The sequence below is a fragment of the Belnapia moabensis DSM 16746 genome (assembly GCF_000745835.1).
GTDB classification, from domain to species: domain Bacteria; phylum Pseudomonadota; class Alphaproteobacteria; order Acetobacterales; family Acetobacteraceae; genus Belnapia; species Belnapia moabensis.
Genome location: NZ_JQKB01000185.1, coordinates 1 through 4,914, shown reverse-complemented (window position 1 = coordinate 4,914; position 4,914 = coordinate 1). Strand labels below are relative to the sequence as shown.

The following is a 4,914-nucleotide window of genomic DNA, read 5'->3' as shown; positions in this document are numbered from 1 at the left end:
ATCCTGGACCGGCTGCGGGTGCACCGCGCCCGCCTAGTTCAGGACTGGCTTGCCGGGCACAGCTCCAGGATCGAGGTGCATTACCTGCCGCCCTACAGCCCCGACCTGAACCCAGACGAGGGAGTGAACGCCGACCTCAAGCAGGCGGTCCCGCGCAAGGCGCCGGCGCGCAGCAAGCAGCAGCTGAAACGTGCGGCGATCAGCCATATGCGTAGCCTTGCCAAGCGGCCGCAGCGGATCCGCTCCATCTTTCAGCACCCGCAATTCCGCTACGCCGCGTAGTCAAGACAATGGGGGCCGCCTCAATAGTGCTCAGAACCAATCAGAAATTACATACCTTCTTGACGCAGGCCACTGCCATTAGGGAATGCTCAAGCCCGGACGCAACTCCGCCCGGCTGCACCATTTGTCTGGGTCTGAGCACTAGGCAGGAGAACGGTGGGCCGGGGCTGCATGGTGCCGCCCTATCTTTGCCCTCTCGGCCAGAATCAATCGTGCTTCGTGGTGCTCGGCTGCGTGATGGTCGGGAGGCTACGCTAGCAGGCAGCATAGTCAGCCGGCGGTGCGATAACGCCGGACCTTGTACATGGATGGTCTCCACGGTCTGGAGGCGACACCTGATGGGCTTTGCGGGTCCTTCTCTATAAGTCACCCGCGAGACACGAACGACAACCGACGTTGCCGATGCTGATGACGCCAGCAACCTTGGCCAGAACCGCGGGCGGTAGCAATTGGCTATCGCACGAGGTCCGGGCGGCCCGCACGATCCACTCCGATATGATCGCTCTGGCCCCCAACTTCCAAACCGTTCAAGAGCGGGTTCCACCCTGGAACTGGTGCGGCCCAGGATTTCCCATGCCAATATCTTTGGCCTGCTCTGCTGGGCTCGGAACAGGCCGGGGACCTTGAACATCCTTGGATGTCAAACGAACTGCGGTGTTCGTTACGCTGTCTGCCGCACCGGGCGCACTACCTGTTGGAAGACCGTCGGAGGTCTTTGGCTTGTCGTCCATACTGTCGGGCTCCAATCGGTTCAAGGAACATCGGACATCAACGCTACCGACGCGGCGTAGCCCATCTTCGAGCCATTCACGGACAGGTGCGTGAGGGCGAACATGGCGATATCCGACGGGAACGCCACTGCGCTGCGGCGTAAGTGCCGATTCACCGAAACCACCATTATCGGCAAGCTTGGCGGATTGGTAGAGTGGCGCGGGAACCGACCAGCCCCTTCGTCGAGATCGCTGTCCCACTTGCGCGGGTAGCCACAAAGGTGGCCACGGCCTCAGTCAGCCGCCCCTGCTCCTGTCCACTCACTTCGTCGTATCGGCAGACACTTCCCGTCGTTGCTACCTAGGCACCCGGCTCGTCCGACCGTGACGTACCGGTCGATATGAGACTGGAGCAATCGTTCGTTTTGACCTCAGGCCATCTCAGAAGCCAGGAGCCAACTTGCTAGCCGGAGCGACCTTCAAATGGACCATGCTGACTTCTACCGCCTGCCGCTCCCTCTGCCATCGCTGGCGCATGCAGGTCGAGGTGTTCGAGGTCGCCGGACCCTGCCGGCGTTCGCCTTGTAGCTAGGACCGCTCAATGCGGGAGGTTTCGGAGCGAAGGAACTCCGCTGCGCCTGCCTCTCTGCCACGTCCTCTGTTCCACCATATCGCCTCACTCCGCGACGCTCTGCTGGCACTTGTCCGCAGGCTGTTAGCTGTCAAAGAGTTGGCGATAGCCCAGGATGGTAAAGCTGCCATTGTCTTCGTGCCGCAGCGTCAGGACCATTCGCTCTCCGTCACTACCCGCGAGGCCAATCTGCGGGAGGTTAGTGACCTTGCCCGCGCTGTTGACCAACATGCGCTTCCGCTGCGGACCTTTGAGGACATGGACAACGATACCGTGCTGAGAGATCGGGAGCCGCTGCCCTGCTTGATCGACCACCTCGACCCGCAATTCGTTGTTACGCTGGATTCTGTTCTGCATCGGCGGCAAACGCGTAGATAGGCCAAGGGTCGCATCGTGGCGCGGCTAAGGGGTGAGGATGGCGCTGGCGCTCCCGGCCGACCGAAGGATCATGCACCTTCCAGCCCTAGCAACTCAGCCCCCGCCCTTTCGCCTCCGTGCCAGTCATTTGCAAGTGTTGAGCGCTGCCCGCCATACCCTACCCTGTCGCCAGTACCACTGTTTCGCCCAGAACCACCCGAGGTGTTCCGTAAGCCATGGCCCCCAGTTGGTCGCGCATGATGGCCACCACCGCCTCATGGGTATGCATGGCTTCCTCGCGGGTGTCGAACAGAGTGACTGAGATTGCCCGGTTCGGATCAGCTTCGTCCCGAAAGGCATAGAAGCCGCGGAATCCCTTGGCTTGTTTAATGGCCGGGAGCGTGTGTTCGCTCACCAGGGAGTGCATAGTCTCGGTCTGACCGGTGAGGCCCGTATAGCTGCGGATAATGACGAAGAGGGAGCGCTGGCGGCTCTTCTGCTGCTCCTGAGGGTGCGAGACCTCATGGAACACCGTCTCTCCGGCAACCAACTCGGACTCGTCCTGCATGAGGTCGCTCATATTGGCGCCTATCCACTGCTGGACCCGCTGGTCGGCATCTATGGCAGCTTCGCGCTCATCGAAAATGCTGACGGAATAGGCGATGTCGCCTTGCTCAGTGATGAAGGTGCAATAGCCATGAAAGCCTGCCCGTCCCTGGATCAGCGGTACTATGTGGTCTCGCGCCCGTTCGGCGACCTTCTCAAGAAAGCCAACCAACCCAGTCTTCCTGATCACCACATACATGGCACCGCCTCCTCATCTGACCCCAGAAGCGAGGTCCGCCCATTCTGTTCCTGCCGGGCGTAGATTGTTGAAGATCAACGTGGCATGAAAACAACCACAACTTGGAATGCCAGAGGCTCACCCGCACCTTTGCTTTTTGGCTGCACCGCTCTCGCTGAAACTCCGGAGCATCCAACTGAGTGTGGGCGCGCCAGCGGCTCAACTCGGGCACCGCGGAGGCGTCTGGGGTTGTTATCGGACCAACGGCGCGCCAAATCATTCCCGACCGAAATCGTTAAGCTCTCGAAGATCGAGCGCGGTGTTGGTTGTGGGGCCGTATCTGCGGGAGTCACGTCCGTGCGGTATCGGGGCGCTCTGGCTCGTTGGCTCCGGCAAGGAGGCCTCGGGTTGGTTGGAATGGATAGACGCCTTGAAAGCGCAAACGAGCAGCCGTCGAGCGACTTCCGCTGAATACGGCCGCCGCCCCGCTCCCCGTGCCATCAGCACAGACGGACATATGACGCAAACCATCGTCGCCCTGTTCGATACCACCGCAGAGGCCGAGCAGGCCATGCAGTACGTCATCATGAGTATTGGAGGCGTTAAAGCGCAGGTCTACTGCTCAAACCGAGTTGGTGATGTCTCCTCTTTGTCGATCCGCGGTAGCGACATAGCTGCCATTCACGAACGCATTCGCCGAGGCTGCGCCGTTGTAGTTGCGAAAGTCGAGGATGAGAGGTTCGATGGCGCCATTGCTGTTTTGCAGGCAAGCGGCGCCATAGTGGTCAACGAAACTTAGGAGGGTTCATGGCACTCAGGCTTGTCGCCTCCGGGGATGACCGCGCCCTGGCCATCCGGGACCACCTCGTGCCGTTGGTCCGCGATGCCGGAGCAATCGAGGTTCAACGCGACACGATGAGGCTGATCTCTCTTCAGGTTGGGCCTTGGAGCCTCGCGCACTGGACGCCGTTCAACGAGCTAGGTGCTGGCGAGGCATCCTCACCGGGCTACCGCCATGCCCTTGAGCGGCAGCAAGTCGAGCCGGGGTTGCCCTACGGCATCGAGGTGTCGCGCGACGGCGTGAAGGTGCTGGTGGTGTCATGGGCGGATGACGGCACATCCAAGGTCGTCACCTTTGTCCGCGGCACCTGGGAGGATGACGCGCTCGCGCTATGATAATCCAGCCATCCTCACGGCCAGCCCGCCTCTTACCGGGTCTTCCCAAGCGCCTCTGCGATAATGACCGCAGATGTGCCGACCTCGGCCACGACGGCTTTCAAACGTTCTGGCGTGACATGCCACTTGTTGGAACAGCCGATGACCTCGGCAGGCTTTGTCACGTCTACCGTGGCACGCTCCCAACTCGTTAGCTTTCTTGGTGCCGCTTCCATATCCGCCCCCACTGAAAGGCCCTTCGGTTCGGGCCGGTCCCCTTGTAGCGGCTGCGGGATGACAGGCCGCAACGCGACTACGTGTTCGAGAGTGCAAGAGCCTTCGCGGGGGCGTCAGGGAGCCGCGAGACTGCCAAGTGACCGTCGCCGCCAACATCCCGCTGAACGGTCGCCCGTTTGGAATACCTTGCTGCTAGGACAATGCCGATGGCGTCCTGGGTGAGGTATTTGCGAGCCACAGCCAAAGGCAGCGCCCGATCTTCCAATCATGTAGTGGATTGCAGAATTGGTGCTCTGCGCTGGAGCAGCGTCCTGATCGCAATGGTGAGTTCCAGTGCAGTGAACGGCTTTGGCAGCACTGGGAATTCCTGCACCGCGGAGTGGCTGTCACCTACATAGCCGGTGACGAGGAGGACCGGTAACCCGTCCCGGTGCCGTCGAACTTCCCGCGCCAAATCGATGCCGCTCATACCGTGCGGCATGATTACATCCGATATCACCAAATCGAAGTGGCCTCCACTGGCGAGCAACTGGAGCGCCACCTCCGGGTCGGTGGTCGTCATGGGTCGGTGGCCGGCGCCTTCCAGCATTCCCGCTGTAAGGCGGCCCACAGCCGCGTCGTCGTCCACCACAAGGATACGCATGCCCTCGGGCAGCAGGGGCAGTTGGTTCTCGCTGCGGCTCCCATCGGGATAGTACCGCGCTGCTTCGGCCCGCGACACCGCGGGGAGTAGGAGGGTCACTTCGGTGCCTTCGTCC

7 protein-coding genes are annotated in these 4,914 nt (G+C 61.3%); 3 read left to right on the top strand and 4 right to left on the bottom strand.

Annotated features, from left to right (window positions below; all coding sequences use genetic code 11):
- On the top strand, nt 1-282 hold a 282-nt coding region (locus EP26_RS29780; protein ID WP_043344874.1), incomplete at its 5' end, for a transposase.
- Between the two features lie 1,425 nt (nt 283-1,707).
- Here EP26_RS29780 and EP26_RS29775 read toward each other — a convergent pair.
- Entirely contained in the window at nt 1,708-1,980 is a 273-nt protein-coding gene (locus tag EP26_RS29775) for a hypothetical protein (RefSeq protein ID WP_043344873.1), read from the bottom strand.
- Nucleotides 1,981-2,158: 178 nt separating this feature from the next.
- The gene (locus EP26_RS29770; RefSeq protein ID WP_043344871.1) at nt 2,159-2,785 is read right to left on the bottom strand and encodes a hypothetical protein; all 627 of its coding nucleotides are present in this window, start codon (nt 2,783-2,785) and stop codon (nt 2,159-2,161) included.
- 391 nt (nt 2,786-3,176) lie between these two features.
- Between EP26_RS29770 and EP26_RS29765 the strand changes: the two genes are divergently transcribed.
- Entirely contained in the window at nt 3,177-3,563 is a 387-nt protein-coding gene (locus EP26_RS29765) for a hypothetical protein (protein WP_157033936.1), read from the top strand.
- 8 nt (nt 3,564-3,571) lie between these two features.
- Nucleotides 3,572-3,940, top strand: coding sequence for a hypothetical protein (locus tag EP26_RS29760; protein WP_043344867.1), 369 nt, complete (start codon nt 3,572-3,574; stop codon nt 3,938-3,940).
- 32 nt (nt 3,941-3,972) lie between these two features.
- Here EP26_RS29760 and EP26_RS38855 read toward each other — a convergent pair whose 3' ends face one another.
- Both EP26_RS38855 and EP26_RS29755 read right to left on the bottom strand, forming a co-directional pair.
- Nucleotides 3,973-4,155, bottom strand: a complete 183-nt coding sequence (locus EP26_RS38855; RefSeq protein WP_084113156.1) for a DUF3606 domain-containing protein — start codon at nt 4,153-4,155, stop codon at nt 3,973-3,975.
- Nucleotides 4,156-4,421: 266 nt separating this feature from the next.
- A partial coding sequence (locus EP26_RS29755) for a response regulator (RefSeq protein ID WP_043344866.1) occupies nt 4,422-4,914 on the bottom strand: 493 nt, incomplete at its 5' end.